The organism is Sphingopyxis sp. YF1 (assembly GCF_022701295.1).
GTDB lineage: Bacteria > Pseudomonadota > Alphaproteobacteria > Sphingomonadales > Sphingomonadaceae > Sphingopyxis.
This window is the reverse complement of sequence record NZ_CP033204.1, coordinates 2,831,531-2,847,943: the sequence shown is the minus strand read 5'-3', so window position 1 is coordinate 2,847,943 and position 16,413 is coordinate 2,831,531. Positions and strand designations below refer to the sequence as shown.

General features: G+C 68.0%; 18 protein-coding genes. 11 read left to right on the top strand and 7 right to left on the bottom strand.

Going from position 1 to position 16,413, the window contains the following annotated elements:
- Positions 1–98: 98 nt before the first annotated feature.
- Complete coding sequence (locus tag EAO27_RS13895) at positions 99–611, top strand: GNAT family N-acetyltransferase (protein WP_242770748.1); 513 nt, start codon at positions 99–101, stop codon at positions 609–611.
- On the opposite strand, the gene EAO27_RS13890 is transcribed toward EAO27_RS13895, so the two are convergent.
- The 4 genes from EAO27_RS13890 to EAO27_RS13875 form a co-directional block, all read right to left on the bottom strand.
- Positions 612–1,361 (bottom strand): alpha/beta fold hydrolase, encoded by a 750-nt coding sequence (locus EAO27_RS13890; RefSeq protein ID WP_242770744.1) that lies wholly within the window; start codon positions 1,359–1,361, stop codon positions 612–614. It lies immediately after the preceding gene.
- A 94-nt stretch (positions 1,362–1,455) separates the two neighbouring features.
- Positions 1,456–2,631, bottom strand: a complete 1,176-nt coding sequence (locus tag EAO27_RS13885) for a PQQ-dependent sugar dehydrogenase (RefSeq protein ID WP_242770743.1) — start codon at positions 2,629–2,631, stop codon at positions 1,456–1,458.
- Between the two features lie 85 nt (positions 2,632–2,716).
- Positions 2,717–3,352 carry a sigma-70 family RNA polymerase sigma factor gene (locus tag EAO27_RS13880; RefSeq protein ID WP_242770742.1) on the bottom strand — a complete coding sequence of 212 codons (636 nt, stop codon included), beginning with the start codon at positions 3,350–3,352 and terminating at the stop codon, positions 2,717–2,719.
- Entirely contained in the window at positions 3,349–3,603 is a 255-nt protein-coding gene (locus tag EAO27_RS13875) for a NepR family anti-sigma factor (RefSeq protein WP_242770741.1), read from the bottom strand. The genes EAO27_RS13880 and EAO27_RS13875 overlap by 4 nt, the downstream gene beginning before the upstream one ends.
- Positions 3,604–3,776: 173 nt before the next feature.
- On the opposite strand from EAO27_RS13875, the gene EAO27_RS13870 reads away from it, so the two are divergent.
- Together EAO27_RS13870 and EAO27_RS13865 are read left to right on the top strand one after the other, a co-directional pair.
- The gene (locus tag EAO27_RS13870) at positions 3,777–4,181 is read left to right on the top strand and encodes a BLUF domain-containing protein (RefSeq protein WP_242770740.1); all 405 of its coding nucleotides are present in this window, start codon (positions 3,777–3,779) and stop codon (positions 4,179–4,181) included.
- Positions 4,182–4,292: 111 nt separating this feature from the next.
- A complete protein-coding gene (locus EAO27_RS13865) occupies positions 4,293–4,907 on the top strand; it encodes a sigma-70 family RNA polymerase sigma factor (protein ID WP_242770739.1) in 615 nt (204 codons plus the stop codon).
- Positions 4,908–5,162: 255 nt separating this feature from the next.
- Here the strand turns inward: EAO27_RS13865 and EAO27_RS13860 are convergent, their stop codons facing one another.
- Both EAO27_RS13860 and EAO27_RS13855 read right to left on the bottom strand, forming a co-directional pair.
- Positions 5,163–5,369: a hypothetical protein gene (locus EAO27_RS13860; protein ID WP_242770737.1), complete on the bottom strand. Its 207-nt coding sequence runs from the start codon at positions 5,367–5,369 to the stop codon at positions 5,163–5,165.
- 52 nt (positions 5,370–5,421) lie between these two features.
- Entirely contained in the window at positions 5,422–6,210 is a 789-nt protein-coding gene (locus tag EAO27_RS13855; protein ID WP_242770736.1) for a response regulator, read from the bottom strand.
- Positions 6,211–6,440: 230 nt separating this feature from the next.
- Between EAO27_RS13855 and EAO27_RS13845 the strand changes: the two genes are divergently transcribed.
- The 8 genes from EAO27_RS13845 (at position 6,441) to EAO27_RS13810 (ending at position 15,546) form a co-directional block, all read left to right on the top strand.
- Positions 6,441–7,943, top strand: a complete 1,503-nt coding sequence (locus tag EAO27_RS13845; RefSeq protein WP_278190098.1) for a GAF domain-containing protein — start codon at positions 6,441–6,443, stop codon at positions 7,941–7,943.
- A 16-nt stretch (positions 7,944–7,959) separates the two neighbouring features.
- The gene (locus EAO27_RS13840) at positions 7,960–8,691 is read left to right on the top strand and encodes a Crp/Fnr family transcriptional regulator (RefSeq protein WP_242770734.1); all 732 of its coding nucleotides are present in this window, start codon (positions 7,960–7,962) and stop codon (positions 8,689–8,691) included.
- A gap of 156 nt (positions 8,692–8,847) precedes the next feature.
- The gene (locus EAO27_RS13835; protein ID WP_242770732.1) at positions 8,848–10,098 is read left to right on the top strand and encodes a putative DNA modification/repair radical SAM protein; all 1,251 of its coding nucleotides are present in this window, start codon (positions 8,848–8,850) and stop codon (positions 10,096–10,098) included.
- 22 nt (positions 10,099–10,120) lie between these two features.
- A complete protein-coding gene (locus tag EAO27_RS13830; protein ID WP_242770730.1) occupies positions 10,121–11,536 on the top strand; it encodes a UdgX family uracil-DNA binding protein in 1,416 nt (471 codons plus the stop codon).
- Entirely contained in the window at positions 11,536–12,549 is a 1,014-nt protein-coding gene (locus EAO27_RS13825; protein ID WP_242770728.1) for a ligase-associated DNA damage response exonuclease, read from the top strand. The genes EAO27_RS13830 and EAO27_RS13825 overlap by 1 nt, the downstream gene beginning before the upstream one ends.
- Positions 12,546–14,114 (top strand): cisplatin damage response ATP-dependent DNA ligase, encoded by a 1,569-nt coding sequence (locus EAO27_RS13820; RefSeq protein ID WP_242770726.1) that lies wholly within the window; start codon positions 12,546–12,548, stop codon positions 14,112–14,114. Before EAO27_RS13825 ends, EAO27_RS13820 begins: the two co-directional genes overlap by 4 nt.
- A 201-nt stretch (positions 14,115–14,315) precedes the next feature.
- Complete coding sequence (locus EAO27_RS13815; RefSeq protein WP_242770724.1) at positions 14,316–14,930, top strand: superoxide dismutase; 615 nt, start codon at positions 14,316–14,318, stop codon at positions 14,928–14,930.
- 106 nt (positions 14,931–15,036) lie between these two features.
- Entirely contained in the window at positions 15,037–15,546 is a 510-nt protein-coding gene (locus EAO27_RS13810; protein ID WP_242770722.1) for an acyltransferase, read from the top strand.
- Here EAO27_RS13810 and EAO27_RS13805 read toward each other — a convergent pair.
- Positions 15,524–16,369: a DNA adenine methylase gene (locus EAO27_RS13805; protein WP_242770720.1), complete on the bottom strand. Its 846-nt coding sequence runs from the start codon at positions 16,367–16,369 to the stop codon at positions 15,524–15,526. The genes EAO27_RS13810 and EAO27_RS13805 overlap by 23 nt on opposite strands.
- Positions 16,370–16,413: the final 44 nt, after the last annotated feature.

Below are 16,413 nucleotides of genomic sequence, written 5' to 3'. Positions count from 1 at the left end.
CATCACCTGTGACCATCGCCGCCGTGTTCGGACAGGCGAATGGTTATCCCATCACATCCCCCATCCGGTCACGGCGTGCGCATCTTGGAAGACGCGACATGACCGATACCTTGCTTGCCCTCTCGACCGACCGGTGCCGCATCGCACCGCTCCACGCCGACGACGCGTCGGCGCTTGCCGCGATCACCGATGCGTCGGTGACCGACCAGGTGCATTTCCTGCCCGCGCCCTTCACCGAGGCCGATGCGCGTGCGCTGATCGCCGGCTCGGGCGGCGGCGACGTGTTCCACGCGGTGCGCGACCGCGCCGAAGGGCGGCTGCAGGGGGTGGTCGGGGTGCACCGCCGCGACGCGCGCGAGGTCGAGGTCGGTTACTGGTTCGCGGCCTCGGCACGCGGCAAGGGGCTCGCGACCGAGGCGGTGAACGCGGTGGTGCGCGAGATCGCGGCCTCGCGGCCGGGGGCGGCGATCGTCGCCGAATGCCATCCGGGGAACGAGCGCTCGCGCGCGCTGCTGCGGCGGGTCGGCTTCCTCGCGACGGGGCAGATCGGGCGGCGGCCCGGGCGGATGCTGATGAAATGGCGCCCCGGACCGGGGATCGACGTGTGCTGATCAGCTGGCGCGTCCGACCTCTTCCTTCAGCGCCTTGACGATCGCCGCGACTGAGGTCGGGGCATAGGCGAAACCCATATGCGCGCAGTCGACCTCGACCTGGCGGTCGCTTTCGTGCGGGCCGCCGCGCGCGCTGTTCACCGCGACGACCCCGTCGAAAGCCGACCACAGCGCGAAGGTCGGCATTTCGGGGCGCGGCGCGGGGTGGAAGTCGATCGGCGGATTGTCGACCGGGTGGCGCGCGATCAGATGATAGAGGCGCCACGCGCGATTGGCGCGGCGGCTGCCCGAGAAGGGCGAGCCGAGCGTCACGACGCGCGCGACCTTGGCGGGATGGTGCTTGGCATATTCGCGCGCATAGATGCCGCCGAGGCTCCAGCCGACGAGCGCCGGGGCGTGGCCGGTGCGGTCGATGATCCACTGCACGCGGGTGTCGATACGCTCGATGATGTCGGCGGTCGCGCCGCGGTTGAACCCGAGGCCCCACGCGTAGCAGCGAAACCCCGCGCGGCGCAGGTCGGCCCGCAGCGCCTTGGTCGCCCAGTCGCCCGACAGGAAACCGGGCAGCACCATCACCGGCGGATGGTCGCTGTCGGGGTTGGGTTCGGGCGGCATCGGGCGGATGCGGCCGCCGAGCGCGCGGAGCAGCGATCCCGCCTCGCGCCACAGCAGCGCGAGCCGCGGCGGCGCGTCGGGATCGGGGACGCGCGCGGGCCATTCGGCACGGCGGGCGAGAAAGGCGCGGATCATCGGGGGGATATAGTCATTCCTGTTCCCCGGCGAAAGCCGGGGTCCAGCCAGCCCGTGCAAAGCTTCATGGACCCCGGCTTTCGCCGGGGAACAATTATCCCCGCGGAACCAGCTTCATGAGCTTGCCGCCGGGGCCGTCGCCGAGCAGCCAGACCGTCCCGTCCTCGCGCACCTCGACCTCGCGGATGCGCCGGCCGAAGTCCCAGCGATCGGACTTGGTGAGCCGGTCGCCGTCGATGCCCATGCGGATCAGCCCTTCGCCCGAGAGCGCGCCCATCAGCAGGCTGTTCTTCCAGCCCGGATAGAGGTCGCCGCCGTACCAGACGAGCCCGCCCGGCGAGACCGAAGGGTTCCACCACAGCTTCGGCGCGGCAAATTCGGGGCGCGTCGGATGGTCGGGGATGTCCCGGCCGTCATAATGGTCGCCGTTCGACACGACCGGATAGCCGTAATTGGCCTTTGCCTCGACCAGATTGACCTCGTCGCCGCCCTTCGGACCCATTTCCTGGTTCCAGAGCCGGCCCGCGCCGTCGAAGGCGAGGCCGAGGATGTTGCGGTGGCCGAGCGACCAGATCTGCGCGGTCACGCCGCCTTCGGACGCGAAGGGATTGTCGGCGGGGACGCTGCCGTCGGGGTTCAGGCGGACGATCTTGCCGAGATTGGCCTTCATGTCCTGCGCGGGATCGAATTTCTGGCGCTCGCCCGACCCGATGAACAGATATTTGCCGTCGGGTGAAAAGGCGAGGCGGTGCGAGAAATGGCCGCGCCCGGTGACCTTGGGCGACTGGGTCCAGATCGTCTCGAGCCCTTCGAGCCGCGGCGCGGCGCCCAGGACGAGCTTTGCCTTGCCCGCGACCGCGCCGAAGGTGCCGCCCTCGCCAGGTTCGACCCAGCTCAGATAGACGGTGCCGCTGGCCGCGAAATCGGGCGCGAGGATCACGTCGCCGAAGCCGCCCTGGCCGCCATAGGCGACCGCGGGGACACCCGCGACGTCGCGTGTCGAACCGCCCTCCTGCCACAGTTTGAGCTTGCCCGATTTCTCGGTGATCAGCGCCTGCCGCCCGCCGGGGAGGAAGGTCATCGCCCAGGGTTCGTCGAAGCTCGCCACCTCCTCGACCGTGAAGGGCGCGTCGGCGAGAGGGATGGCGGGCTGGTCGCCGTTGCTGTCGATCGCGGCGGCCGGTGCGGCGGCGCCGCTTTGCGTCGCGCCCGACGAGCAGGCCGCGACCGCCGCGGCGGCGGACAGGGCGAGGGCGGAAATCTTCTTCATGGGGAACTCGCTTGGCTGGGGAGGAGGGGGGAGCAATCTGGCGCCCCCGGCCGGCAAAGTCGAGAGGCGCGAACGGCGCCGGCGTTCAGCGGCCGCCGGCTTCGTGGCGCGCCGCGATCGTCTCGACGCTGCCCATGATCGCGTCGATCGCCTCGCTGGCGGGGGCGGCGTCGGCGCGCTTCTGGCTGAAATGGCCGCGGTCCATGATGTCCTCGAGCGCGGTGCGCGCGCGCGACACGCGGCTCTTCATCGTGCCGAGCGCGCAGCCGCAGATCGTCGCCGCCTCCTCGTACGACATGCCCCCCGCGCCGACGAGGATCAGCGCCTCGCGCTGGTCCTGCGGCAATTCCATCAGCCCGCGCTGGAGATCGGCCATCTCGCCCGATTCCTCTTGGCTGGCGGGGGTCGACAGCGTCCGCTCGACCGCGCTCTCGTCATAATCGCCGACGAACTTGTTGCGCCGCATCTGCGACAGGAAGGTGTTGCGCAGGATGACGAAGGTCCACGCCTTGATCGAAGTGCCGGGTTCGAAGCGTTCGCGCGAGGCCCACGCCTTGACCATCGTGTCCTGCGTCAGGTCGTCGGCGAGGTCGGGGTTGCCCGACAGGCTGCGGCCATAGGCGCGCAGGTGCGGAATGACCCCGGCGAGCAGAGTCTTGAATTCGCGATCCGAAAGGCTGGCCGTTCCCTCCGCTCGCGCAACGGCACTGTTTTGCGTCATTTCCGGTCGGACACCTTGTGGTCGAGCTGCGAAAGAAGGTCGCACATCCGGTCGGGCAGCGGTTCGGCGACGATGTTGCCATAGATCATGCGCAGCTTGGTGCTGACCGGTTCGGGCGACTGGCGGCCCGTGAGCGCGCGGTGCCAGTGATCGCCGCCAAGGCCCGCGAAGCTGCCCGGCGTGGAGCGCGAGCCGTTGAGCGGCCGGGGAGCGCCATCGCCTTTCGTCCTGTGATCGCCGTGTGTTGCCATGTCCGAGGAACGAAAAAAAACGGCCGGAGTTCCCGCGCGGGTTGTTTTTTGCGACGGGATGCTGCGCGGACAAAATATTCGCGGCCTAATCCAGATTAAGGCGCGCGATCCGGACGGTCGCTACGGTCGCGCCGGGTCGCCGCGTGCCGCGGCCGGCGCGGGAGGGGTATGGTGTGCTTTCGGTCATCTATGTCAGCGTCGCGGACCCGGCCATCGGGTCCGCCGATCTCGTCGCGCTGGTCGCGCAGGCGCAGGCGAACAATGCCCGCGACGCGCTGACCGGGGCGCTGATCTACAACGGCCAGAATTTCATGCAGCTGCTCGAAGGGCCGGTTTCGAAAGTCGAGGCCTGCCTCGCGCGCATCCGCGCCGACCGGCGCCACAACGGCATGATCGAGGTGCGCCGCCGGCTGGTCGAGGCGCGCGAGTTCGCAGCTTTTTCGATGCTCTACAGCCCGCTGTTCCGCGACCATGGCGAGGATCTGTCGCGGCTTGCCGCGCGGGGCGGGCTCGATCCGCAGGACGAACGGCTGATCACCAGTTTCCTCGCGCTCGGCGGACACGGCGGGGCGGGGTGAGCGGGGCGGCTGCTATATGGGTTTGCATCATGCGCTCGACGGGTTAAGCTCTGGACAGATGATAAGAAAAACCTTCCCGGCCCCGCCCAAGCGTCCGGAGCGGCGCGCCCGATGACCGACGGCACGGCCCGTCCGCTCGACGACACGGCCTTCAAGCGCGAACTCGCGGCGATGCTGCCGCACCTGCGCGCCTTCGGGCGCAGCCTGTGCGGCAACGCCGATCTCGCCGACGACCTGGTCCAGGAAACGATGATGAAGGCGTGGAAGGCGCGCGAACAATATATCCCGGGCCCGTCGAGCATGAAGAGCTGGGCCTTCGTGATCCTGCGCAACTGTTTCCTGTCGCAGATGCGGCGCAAGAAATTCACCGCCGACTATGACGAACTCGCCGCCGAACGCCTGCTCGTCGCGCCCGACGACCAGGACGACAGCCTGCACCTTGCCGACGTCCAGCGCGGGCTGATGCAGCTGCCCGTCGACCAGCGCGAGGCGCTGGTGCTGATCGGCGCGGGGCAGCTGTCCTACGAGGAGGCGGCGGCGATCTGCGGCTGCGCGGTCGGCACGATGAAGAGCCGCGTGTCGCGCGCGCGCACCGCGCTGCACGCGATCCTCGACGGCGGCGCGATGCCGCTGCGCAGCGACGACGAACTGCCCGCGAGCGAGGCGTTCCGCGCGATCATGGACAATGTCGACGAACTGACCGCGAACGGACCGAGCGGGGGATAGGCCGCCCCGCCTTCACCGCGCGGCGGCGAGCCGTGTCGGGACGCCGTGGGTGCGGCTTTCGAGCGATTGCGGACACTCTTCTCCCCTCCCGCTTGCGGGAGGGGTCGGGGGTGGGCAGCGGCGTCGCGATGGCCCACCCCGCTGCGGCTAACCAGCAAGCTGGCAAGCCTCGCTGCCCCTCCCGCACGCGGGAGGGGAAACCGGTTCGCCACTCAGTCGGCTGCTCCCCACCCCGTTTCGGTCATTCCGCCCGGTTCAGCCCTTCGGCTTGACGGTGACCCACACATGGACCGGCGCGGCGAATTTGCCCGGGGCGGGTTTGCCGACGTCGATGCGTTCGGCGGTGACGAGTTCGCCCGTTTCAAGATTGAAGCTGGCCCATGGTTTCGGCATGCGGCCGAAGCTCATTTTCTGGATCGGCTGGCCGGTGGCGGTGTTCATGATTGTTGCGACGATACCCATCGCGCGCCGGTAGCGGCGCGCGTCCGATTCTGTCCAGCCCGAAGGACGGGGGTCAGGCCGCGAGCTGGGGCGTGAAGAGCAGGCTCTGGCTGATCGCCGCGCGCACGGTGTTTTCGCGGAAGGGTTTGGAGATCAGGAAGGTCGGCTCGACGCGGTGGCCGGTGAGCAGCCGTTCGGGGAAAGCGGTGATGAAGATCGCGGGAACCGGCGCGATCGCGAGAATGTCCTGTACCGCGTCGATGCCCGACGAGCCGTCGGCGAGCTGGATGTCGGCGAGGACGAGCCCCGCGTCGCTGTTCTCGAACGCCGCGACGGCGTCGTCGTGCGTCGCCGCGATCCCCGCGACGTCGTGGCCGAGGCCGCGGACGATCTGTTCGAGCTCCATCGCGATCAGCGGTTCGTCTTCGATGATCAGCACCGAGGTGCGCGATTCGCGGTCGAGGTCGTCGACCGCCTCGGCCAGCAGCGCTTCGACGGTGGCGAGGTCGGTCGCGGTGATGCGCGCGGCGTCCTCGGTCGAAAAGCCCTCGAGCGCGGTCAGCAGCAGGATCTGGCGGCCGAGCGGGGTGAGGCGCGACAGGCGGCGCGTCGCGGCGCGGACGAACGCATCCTCCTCGCTTTGCTCGCCATCCTCGATGAAGGCGCTTTCCCAGATGCGGTGGAAGGTGCGGTAGAGGTCGATGCGGATGCCGTCGTCGGTGCGGAATTCGTCCGGCGCGGCGACGATCACCTCGAGCATCGTGTGGACGAAATTGTCGCCATGCTGCTGGTTGCCCGTCAGCGCGCGCGCATAGCGGCGCAGGAACGGCAGATGACCGCGGATTTCTTCGCCCAGACTCATCCAGAACCTCCCTCTCTGATACGGGTCATACGCACCCGCGCCCGATGCGGTTCCGATGCGGCCGCAGGAATCTGCGCAACCTGTCGGCGCGCGGTGCGTAGAAACCGACGGGACGCGCCAGGGCCGCGGCGGAAGGGACGGAATTCCGGCTCTTTTCGCCGTTTCGGCCTCCATGCTTTTGTAAGGAGCTGAATCATGGCACAGCGGCCCGGGGGCAGGATGGTGGCGGTATGACGCCAGCGGCAGACAAGGGGCGGCAATTGGCGGACGGCGGGGATCGCGACGAGGCGCAGCACGAAAAGCGGCGCCTGCGCACGTTGCGCGAATATCGGATCATGGACACGGCGCCCGAACCGGCGTTCGACCGGGTGACGAAGCTGGTCGCCGACCTGTTCGAGGTGCCGATCGCGCTGGTGTCGCTGGTCGAAGAGGACCGGCAATGGTTCAAGTCGGCGGTCGGCCTCGACGCCGGCGAGACGCCGCGCGACGTCAGCTTCTGTCACCATGCGGTGATCGACGATGCGCCGCTGGTCGTGACCGACGCGCGCGCCGATCCGCGGTTCCGCGACAATCCGCTCGTCACCGGCGCGCCGCATATCCGCTTTTACGCCGGCATGCCGCTGCGCGCCTATAATGGCGACGTGCTGGGGACGCTGTGTATCATCGACGACAAGCCGCGCCCGGCGCCGGCGCCCAAGGACCTCGACCGGCTCGCCGATTTCGCCGCGATCCTCATGGCCGAGGCCGAATTGCGCCGCACCGCGATCGACCGCGACGAGGCGCAGCGCACGCTCGAGCGCGCGCTCGACTTTTCGAGCATCGCGACCTGGCGCTACGATGCGCAGGCGGGCGAGGTGCGCTGGAGCGGGGCGGTCGCCCAATTGTGGGGCACGGATTATGCGACCGCGCTCGGCACGATCGAGGGCGTGTTCGAACGCCTGCATCCCGACGATCGCGATCGCGTGCGCGCGGTGCTCGGCGAATCGGTCGCGACGGGCGAGCCCTATGTCACCGAATATCGGATCGTCCATCCCGAGACGGGGGTGCGCTGGCTCGCCGCGCACGCCGACTGGGACGTGCGGTCGAACGACGCCGTGCTGACGGGGATCAGCCGCGACATCACCGAACAGAAGCAGCGGCAGGACAATGCCACCATCCTGCTGCGCGAACTGCACCACCGGATGCGCAACCTGTTCGCGACGGTCGGCGCGATCATCTCGCTCACGCGGCACGCCGCGACCGGGGTCGACGATTATGTCGAACGGATCAGCAGCCGCCTCGACGCGCTCAACCGTGCGCAGAATGTGCTGCTCGGGGCCAATTTCCTGACCGGGTCGATGCACGCGCTGATGCGCGAGGTCGAGGCGGCCTTTCCGCGCATCCGCTGGTCGGGCCCCGACCTCGAACTCCCCGAAAATGCGCTCGTCGCGATGGCGCTGCTGTTCAACGAACTGGCGACCAACGCGGTCAAGCATGGCGCGCTGGCGACCGAAAACGGCCGCGTCGACGTCGACTGGACGCAGGACGGCGCGGGCGACGAACGCCGGTTCCGCCTGACCTGGGCCGAGAGCGGGGGCGGCGGCGCGGTCGCCGCGCCCGAACGCACCAGCTTCGGCACCCTGTTGATGGAGCGCAGCGTGCGCAACAATCTGGGCGGGACGATCGAACGGCAATGGGAGCCGGGCGGGCTGGTGTGCACGATCACGCTGCCCGCGCGCTGGCGCGAAACCTGATCGGGGCGGAGGACCCATGACGCTCGAAGCGCTGGTTGCGCGCCTGTCCTATTACAGCGATCTCGGCGACGGGGATCGCGCGCAGCTGCTCGCGCTCGGCGGCAAGGTCCGCCCCTTCGCGGCGAACAGCGAAATCATCAGCGCGGGCGAACCGATGGACGCGGTGCTGGTGATGCGCGAAGGCTGGGCGGCGCGTTTCAAGGAACTCGAGGACGGGCGGCGCCAGATCCTCAACATCCTGCTGCCCGGCGACATCTTCGATCTGCAGGTGCTCGTCGCGGCCGAGGCCGACCATGGCGTGGTGACGGTGACTTCGGGGTCGCTCTACGCGATTGCGCCGCACGCGGTACGCGACCTGCTCGCGGGATCGGGCGCGCTGACGACGGCCTTCTGGTGGACGCAGGTGCAGGAAGAGGCGTTCCTGCGCGAACAGATCGTCCGCAACGGGCGCCAGACCGCGCAGGAACGGATCGGCCATTTGCTGCTCGAACTCCATCGCCGCGCGCAGATCGTCAATCTGGCGGGCGAGGATGTGCTGCGCCTGCCGATGACCCAGACGCAGATCGCCGACACGCTGGGGCTGACCCCGATCCACACGAACCGGGTTTTGCGGCGGCTGGTGCGCGAGGGCTATATCGAGACGAACCGCCAGTGGATCCGCTTCCTCGACGCCGACGCGCTGGCGGCGATGTGCGGGTTCGATCCAAGCTATTTCCACCTCGACGCGTTTCGCATGCGGTTGGGGTAGGGTACGAAAACCACCGTCATTGCGAGCGAAGCGAAGCAATCGAGGGCGGTTCACACCCATCCTGGATTGCCGCGTCGCCTTCGGCTCCTCGCAAGGACGGGGTTGAAGCTAACCCAAGTTTGTTCTTTTTTTGTTCCATATGCTATGCCGATCGGCATGAGCAGCAAGACGATTCTCCAGAAGCTCGCGGTGCTCGCTGATGCCGCCAAATATGACGCCTCCTGCGCCTCGTCGGGCACGGTGAAGCGCGACTCGGTCGCCTCCAAGGGCATCGGGTCGACCGAGGGCATGGGCATCTGTCACAGCTATGCGCCCGACGGCCGCTGCATCTCGCTGCTGAAGATCCTGCTCACCAATTTCTGCGTCTATGACTGCCGTTTCTGCATCAATCGTGCGTCGAGCAATGTCGAACGCGCGCGCTTTTCGCCGCAGGAAGTCGTCACGCTGACGCTCGATTTCTACAAGCGCAACTATATCGAGGGGCTGTTCCTTTCGTCGGGCATCATCCGGTCCGAGGATTATACGATGGAGCAACTCGTCGAGGTGGCACGCATCCTGCGCGAGGAGCATCGTTTCCAGGGCTATATCCATTTGAAGACGATCGCGGGCGCCGACCCGGCGCTGGTCGCGCTCGCGGGGCTCTATGCCGATCGGCTGTCGACCAATGTCGAGCTGCCGACCGAGGCCGGGCTCGAAAGCTTCGCGCCCGAAAAGAAACCCGCGACGATCCGCAAGACGATGGCGTCGGTGCGCGTCGGCGCCGAGGATGCGCTCGAGGCGGCGAAGAGCCGGCTGATCGGCAAGGCGAAGCCGCCGCGCTTCGCGCCCGCGGGGCAATCGACCCAGATGATCGTCGGCGCCGATGCCGCGCGCGACGACGATATCCTCGCCGCGGCGGACAATCTCTATTCGGGCTATCACCTCCGCCGCGTCTATTATTCGGCGTACAGCCCGATCCCCGACGCGAGCAGCGCGCTGCCGCCGGTGCGCCCGCCGCTGATGCGCGAGCACCGGCTGTATCAGGCCGACTGGCTGCTGCGCTTCTATGGCTTTGGGCGCAGCGAGATCATGGAGGGCGCGCGTGGGGGCATGCTCGACCTCGCGATCGATCCCAAGCTCGCCTGGGCGCTGACGCGGCGCGAGATATTCCCCGTCGATGTCAATCGCGCGCCGCGCGAGCTGCTGCTCCGCGTGCCGGGGCTGGGGACGCGCGCGGTCGACCGGATCGTCGCGGTGCGGCGCACCGGCAAGCTGCGGCTGGGCGATCTCGCCAAGCTCACCGCGTCGGTGAAGAAGATCCTGCCCTTCATCGTCACCCCCGACTGGCGGCCGGGCAAGCTCACCGACAGCGCCGACTTGCGCGCGCGTTTCGCGCCGCCGGCCGAACAACTGGCGTTGGCCCTATGAGGCTCGTTCCGTGAGGGAGGTGGTGCTGGAGCGGCCCGGCGATTTCGCCGAATGGCGCGGCGTCGCGCGCGCGCTGCTCGCGGGCGGCGTGGCGCCCGAGGATGTGAGCTGGCGCGGTGCGGAAGACGGCGCGTCGCTGTTCGGCGACGAGGCGCCGCCCGCATCGGCGGGCGCGGTGAAGCTGCCGCGCGAATTGCTCGCGATGGCCGACCGGGTGATCTGTCATCGCGGCGCCGAGGTGCCGGCGCGGCTCTACCGCCTCGTCTGGCGCGCGGCGCGCGAGCGGCAGTTGCTCGCGCGGACGACCGACCCCGATGTCGACTGGCTGCGCAGGACCGACAAGGCAATCCGCCGCGACATCCACAAGATGCACGCCTTCGTGCGCTTTCGCCGCCTCGGCGAGGGCGAGGAACGCGAGCGCTTCGCGGCGTGGTTCGAGCCTGATCACCGCATATTGCGGCTGACTGCGCCCTTCTTCCAGCGGCGCTTCTACGGGATGGACTGGGCGATCCTGACCCCCGACGCACGCGCGATCTGGCAGGACGAGCTGCTGACCCTTGGCCCTGGCGGCACGCGCGACGAGGTGCCCGACGGCGACGTCGTCGAGGATCAGTGGCGCACCTATTATGGCGCGATCTTCAACCCCGCGCGGGTCAAGATCGAGGCGATGCGCGCCGAGATGCCGAAGAAATACTGGCACAACCTGCCCGAGGCGCAGGATATCGCGCCGTTGCTCGCGGGCGCCGGTGCACGAGTGGAACGGATGCGCGCGGCCGCCGTTTCGGCTGCGAACCCCCGGACCGACAAATGGCGAACGCGCGTGCCCGAAGAGCTTGCCCCGATCGACGATGTGAAGACGCTGGGCGCGCTGGCGAAGGCGATCGATCGCTGCACGCGCTGCCCGCTCTATTGCAACGCGACGCAGGCGGTCGCGGGCGAGGGGCCGACGAAAGCGCGGATCATGCTCGTCGGCGAGCAGCCGGGCGACCAGGAGGATCTGCAGGGACGGCCGTTCGTCGGGCCGGCGGGGCAGGTGCTGGACGCGGCGCTCGACGAGGCGGGGCTCGACCGGCGGCGGCTCTTCCTCACCAATGCGGTCAAGCATTTCAAGTTCGAGCCGCGCGGCAAGCGCCGGCTCCACCAGAACCCGACCACAGGCGAGATCGACATCTGCCGCTGGTGGCTCGACAAGGAGCGCGCGCTGGTGCAGCCCGAGCTGATCGTCACGCTCGGCGCCAGCGCGCTGCGCGGCGTGACGGGCAAGAGCGCCAGCATCAAGTCGATGCGCGGCGCGGTGCACGAACTGGAAGGGGGGAGCAAATTGATCGCGACGATCCATCCATCCTTCCTGCTCCGCCTGCCTGACCGTGAGCGCGCCGCCGAGGAGCGCAAGGCGTTTGTTGCCGACCTGATCCGCGCGCGGAAACTCGCCGCCTGATGGCGAAGGCGAAGACCTGGATCGAGCCGCATCCGCACGGCATCCATGTGAAGCCCGCCGATGTGTGGATCGATCCCTCGCGCCCGGTCGAACGCGCCGCCGTCACCCACGGCCACGCCGACCATGCGCGCAGCGGGCATGGCGCGGTCTTCGCGACCCCCGAGACGCTCGCGATCATGGCGCTGCGCTACGGCGTCGATGCCGAGGCGAGCCACAATGCCGCCTTTGCCTATGGCGAGGGTTTCGAGCGCGGCGGGGTGCGTTTCAGCTTTCATCCCGCCGGACATGTGCTCGGCAGCGCGCAGATATTGATGGAATATGCGGGCGAGCGGATCGTCGTCACCGGCGACTACAAACGCCGCGCCGACCCGACCTGCGCGCGGTTCGAGGTCGTGCCGTGCGACATCTTCGTCACCGAGGCGACCTTCGGCCTGCCGGTGTTCCGTCACCCGCCGACCGGCGACGAGATCGCAAAGCTGATCGGCGCGGTGCGCGCCGAGCCCGACCGGTCGGTGCTCGTCGGCGCCTATGCGCTCGGCAAGGCGCAGCGGGTGATCGCCGAGCTGCGCGGCGCGGGGTGGGATGCGCCGATCTTCATCCACGGCGCGCTCGAACGCATGTGCGGGCTCTATGCCGATCACGGCGTCGACCTCGGCGAACTCAGGCTCGTGTCGGAAAGCGACAAGGCCGCGATGGCGGGGCAGATCGTCGTCGCGCCGCCCGCGGCACTGAACGACCGCTGGTCGCGGCGGCTCCCCGATCCGGTGACCGCGATGGCGTCGGGCTGGATGCGCGTGCGCCAGCGCGCGCGGCAGCGGATGGTCGAACTGCCGCTCGTCATCTCGGACCATGCCGACTGGGACGAACTCACCGCGACGATCGCCGACGTGAACCCCAAGGAGACGTGGATCACCCACGGCAGCGAGGACGGCCTCTTGCGCTGGTGCGAACTCACGCAGCGCAAGGCGCGCGCGCTGCACCTCGTCGGCCGCGATCTGGAGGAGGAGGCGTGAAGCGCTTCGCGGCCCTGATCGACCGTCTGGTCTACACGCGCTCGCGCAACTCGAAGCTCGCGCTGATCGTCGATTATTTGCGGCACGCCCCCGATCCCGACCGCGGCTGGGCGATCGCGGCGCTGACCGAGAGCCTCGACTTTCCGGCGGTGAAGGCGGGGACGGTGCGCGCGCTGCTGGCGACCCGGGTGGACGAGCAATTGTTCCGCCTGTCGCGGCATTTCGTCGGCGACACGGCGGAGACCGCGGCGCTGCTCTGGCCCGATGCCCCGGGGGCGAAGGACGACGTCAGCGTGAGCCAGGCGGTCGATGCGCTCGCGTCCGCCACCCGCAGCGATGCGCCCGCGATCGTCGCTTCGCTGCTCGACCGGCTCGATGCCGACGGGCGCTATGCGCTGCTCAAACTGGCACTGGGGGGCATGCGCGTCGGGGTGTCGGCGCGGCTCGCGAAACAGGCGTTTGCGCAGGCGTTCGACGTGCCGGTCGACGATGTCGAGGAGCTGTGGTACGCGATTCCGCCGCCCTATGCGCCGCTGTTCGCCTGGGGCGAGGGACGGGGGGATCGTCCCGACCTCGATGACGTTGCTTTCTTCCGCCCCTTCATGCTCGCGCATCCGCTCGAGGCGGAAAGCGTCGACCTCGCCGATTATGCCGCCGAATGGAAATGGGACGGCATCCGCGTCCAGATCGTCCACGGGGGCGGCGAAACGCGTCTCTACAGCCGCGGCGGCGAAGAAATCGGTGCGGCGTTCCCCGAACTGGTCGCGGCGTTCGACCAGGAAGCGGTGATCGATGGCGAACTGCTGGTGCGCGGTGCGGTGCAGGGGGGTGAGGCCGCGAGCTTCAATGCGCTCCAGCAACGCCTCGGACGCAAGACGGTGTCGAAGAAGATGCTCGCCGACTATCCGGCCTTCGTCCGCGTGTACGACCTGCTCGCGGTCGACGGCAACGACCTGCGCGGCCTGCCATGGACCGAACGGCGGCGGCAACTCGAAGCCTTCGTCCCGCGCCTCGCCGACAGCCATTTCGACCTGTCGCAAGTCATCGATGCGAAAGACTGGGGCGACCTCGCCGAGCGCCGCGCCGGCGCGCGCGATGCGGCGATCGAGGGGGTGATGCTCAAGCGCCGCGACGCCCCTTATGTCGCGGGCCGCCGCGCCGGCCTCTGGTACAAGTGGAAGCGCGACCCGCTCACCGCCGACTGCGTGATGATGTACGCGCAGCGCGGCAACGGGCGCCGCGCGAGCTTCTATTCGGACTACAGCTTCGGCTGCTGGTCCGACGACGGCGAACTGCTTCCGGTGGGCAAGGCCTATTCGGGCTTCACCGACGAGGAGCTGAAATGGCTCGACAAGTTCGTCCGCGACCACACGCTGAACCGCTTCGGCCCGGTACGCGAGGTCGAAAAGTCGCTCGTGCTCGAGGTCGCGTTCGATTCGATCCACGCGTCGAAACGCCACAAGTCGGGGCTTGCGATGCGTTTCCCGCGGATTTCGCGCATCCGCCGCGACAAGCCCGCCGAGGAGGCCGACCGGATCGCGACGCTGCGCGGCATGGTGACGTAGCCCCCTCGTCATTGCGAGGGGCCGAAGGCGACGCGGCAATCCAGCGTAGGCGGTAACCGCTCTGGATTGGTTGGCCTACGGCCGCCTTCGGCCCGCTTCGCTCGCAATGACGAGATGAAAATTTCCCCGTCCCGGGGTTGCAACCGCGCCCCCCGATACCGAGTTAAGACCCCGAACGTTCAAAACAAAAGGAAGACTGCCATGACGATCGCTCATCCTCCCCTGCCGTACGCCCAGGACGCGCTGGAGCCGCATATCTCGGCCGACACGCTGGCGACGCACCATGGCAAGCATCACAAGGCCTATGTCGACAAGGTCAATGCCGCGATCGAGGGCACCGACCTCGCGTCGAAGCCGCTCGAGGAAATCGTCCACCACGCCGAAGGCTCGGGCAACAAGGGCCTGTTCAACAATGCGGCGCAGTCGTGGAACCACGCCTTCTACTGGGAGAGCCTGAGCCCGACCAGGACCGAGCCCAAGGGCGATCTCGCCGCCGCGATCGAGCGCGACTTCGGGTCGCTCGAAGAGCTCAAGAAGAAGCTCAAGGAAACCGCGGTCAATCATTTCGCCTCGGGCTGGGCGTGGCTCGTCTCGCGCGACGGCACGCTGTCGGTCACCGACACGCACGATGCGGGCACCGAGCTGACCGCGGGCATCAAGCCGCTCGTCGTGATCGACGTGTGGGAACATGCCTATTACATCGACCGCAAGAACCTGCGTCCGGCCTATGTCGACGCGGTGGTCGACGAATTGCTCAACTGGGATTTCGCGGCAGAGAATTTCGCCCGCGACGGCGCCTGGACCTATCCGGCCTGATCCGGCGGCGGGCGGGCGCTTGCGTCCGCCCGCGCCATCCCCCTTTCCCTGATGCCCCCAAGCCGCTAGTCAGCGTCGGCTCGCGCCGGCCAGTTTTCGGGGGACCATGCAGTATCGCAACGACATCGCCGGGCTGCGCGCCGTTGCCGTCCTGCCAATCCTGCTCGTCCACGCCGGCCTTGATGCCATCCCTGGCGGTTTCGTCGGCGTCGACATCTTCTTCGTCATCTCGGGCTATCTGATCAGCCGCATCATCCTCAAGGAGATGGACGGCGATCGTTTTACGCTCGCGGGCTTCTATCGCCGCCGCGCGCTGCGCATCCTGCCCGCGCTGCTCGCCATGCTCCTCGTCGTGCTCGCGGTCGGATGGTGGCGGCTCTTCCCGCAGGACATGCGCGACCTGTCGTGGAGCGCCGCGGCGACCGCGCTGTCGGGGTCGAACTTCTGGTTCTGGCGCACGGTCAATTATTTCGGCGACGCCGAACTGACCCCCTTGCTCCACACCTGGTCGCTGGGGGTCGAGGAACAATTCTACATTTTCTATTGTAGCGCGGCAAAAGCTTCTGGAGTCTCGGACAAGAGGTTCTGGAGCACTAGCGCCGCCGTTCATGGGTAGCATGTAGCGCCGCCGCGCCCTGACCGCCAGTGATGATCAGTTCGCGCGCCGGTGTTGTTTTGCCGCTGATGCGATAGTTCAGCTCGACCGGCTCGATCGTGCTGGCAGCGAACAGCTCGCGGATCTCGGGGCGGTCGTTGATCGACAGGATGAAGCGTCCTTCAACGGCTTCTAAGAGGTCTCTCAGTCGGGCATAATCGGCCGGTGAGAAGACGCCTTTGCCATAGTCATCTTCGCCGTCGACATAGGGCGGGTCGCAATAGAACAGCGCACCGGGGCGATCGTAGCGCGGGATCAGCTTCTCGAACGGCAGCCGCTCGATGATGACCGGCGCGAGCCGATCGTGGACGGCTTCGAGCATCGGCACCAATTTCGTCAGATCGAAGCGGGCGGGACCGGTGGTGGTTACGCCGAAGCTGCGGCCGGTCACTTTGCCCCCGAAAGCGAGCTTCTGGACGTAGAGGAAGCGGGCCGACCGTTCGAGGTCGGTCAGCGTGTCGGGGTCGACTCGCAGCAGCCGGTCGAACTCGGCACGGCTCGCCAGCTGCCATTTCAGCGTGTCGAGGAATTGCTGATAGTGGCGCTGGAGGATGCGGAACAATGTCGTCACGTCGGCCGAGATATCGTTGATGACTTCGGTCTTGGGGCGGCGATCACGCCGAAAGAAGACGCCGCCCATGCCGACGAACGGCTCCACGTAGAGGTCATGGGGCGTCTCGTTGATTAGCGCTACGAGCCGCTTCGACAGGTTCTTCTTACCGCCAATATATCCTGCAACGGGGCGGGTCGGAGCCACCGGCTCCAAGGTCAATTCTTCGTTCACTTATAACACCTATCGCCATCCCTGCCGGCCAGCCGGCGGGGGAA